We start from the raw sequence: 1,326 nt of genomic DNA on the forward strand, positions 1-1,326 counted from the left end.
CACCTAGCCTTCTTCGTCCCCCCATCGCAATACTGTGAAGTACGGGAATATTGACCCGTTTCCCATCGACTACGCCTTTCGGCCTCGCCTTAGGGGCCGACTCACTCTGCTCCGATTAGCGTCGAACAGAAACCCTTGGTCTTCCGGCGGGGGAGTTTTTCACTCCCCTTGTCGTTACTCATGTCAGCATTCGCACTCGTGATACCTCCAGCATGCTTCTCAACACACCTTCATCGGCTTACACGACGCTCCTCTACCGCTCGCCATTCGGCGAACCCGTAGCTTCGGTACCTGATTTAGCCCCGTTACATCTTCCGCGCAGGCCGACTCGACTAGTGAGCTATTACGCTTTCTTTAAAGGATGGCTGCTTCTAAGCCAACCTCCTAGCTGTCTGAGCCTTCCCACATCGTTTCCCACTTAATCAGGATTTTGGGACCTTAGCTGACGGTCTGGGTTGTTTCCCTTTTCACAACGGACGTTAGCACCCGCTGTGTGTCTCCCACGCTGCACTCACCGGTATTCGGAGTTTGCCTCGGGTTGGTAAGTCGGGATGACCCCCTAGCCGAAACAGTGCTCTACCCCCGGCGGTGATACGTGAGGCGCTACCTAAATAGCTTTCGAGGAGAACCAGCTATCTCCGGGCTTGATTAGCCTTTCACTCCGATCCACAAGTCATCCAAATCTTTTTCAACAGATCCTGGTTCGGTCCTCCAATTGATGTTACTCAATCTTCAACCTGCTCATGGATAGATCGCCCGGTTTCGGGTCTATTTCCAGCGACTGGTCGCCCAGTTAAGACTCGATTTCTCTACGCCTCCCCTATACGGTTAAGCTCGCCACTGAAAATAAGTCGCTGACCCATTATACAAAAGGTACGCGGTCACCGAACAAGTCGGCTCCCACTGCTTGTACGCATACGGTTTCAGGATCTATTTCACTCCCCTCTCCGGGGTTCTTTTCGCCTTTCCCTCACGGTACTGGTTCACTATCGGTCAGTCAGGAGTATTTAGCCTTGGAGGATGGTCCCCCCGTCTTCAGTCAAGGTTTCTCGTGCCCCGACCTACTCGATTTCACACCAATCAGATTTCGACTACGGGGCTATCACCCTGTATCGCGTGGTTTCCCAACCACTTCGTCTATCAGTCATGGTGCTTAAGGGCTGGTCCCCGTTCGCTCGCCGCTACTTGGGGAATCTCGGTTGATTTCTTTTCCTCAGGGTACTTAGATGTTTCAGTTCCCCTGGTTCGCCTCCCAACACCTATGTATTCAGTGTGGGATACCCAACTTACGTTGGGTGGGTTTCCCCATTCAGAAATGTCCGGGTC

General features: G+C 52.9%; 1 rRNA gene. It reads right to left on the minus strand.

Annotated elements, in window-relative coordinates:
* Nucleotides 1-1,326, minus strand: a 23S ribosomal RNA gene (locus tag BCL93_RS17035); the annotation flags it as partial.

Origin of the sequence: Onishia taeanensis (genome assembly GCF_003268885.1) — a bacterium.
In the GTDB taxonomy this organism is placed as follows: domain Bacteria; phylum Pseudomonadota; class Gammaproteobacteria; order Pseudomonadales; family Halomonadaceae; genus Onishia; species Onishia taeanensis_A.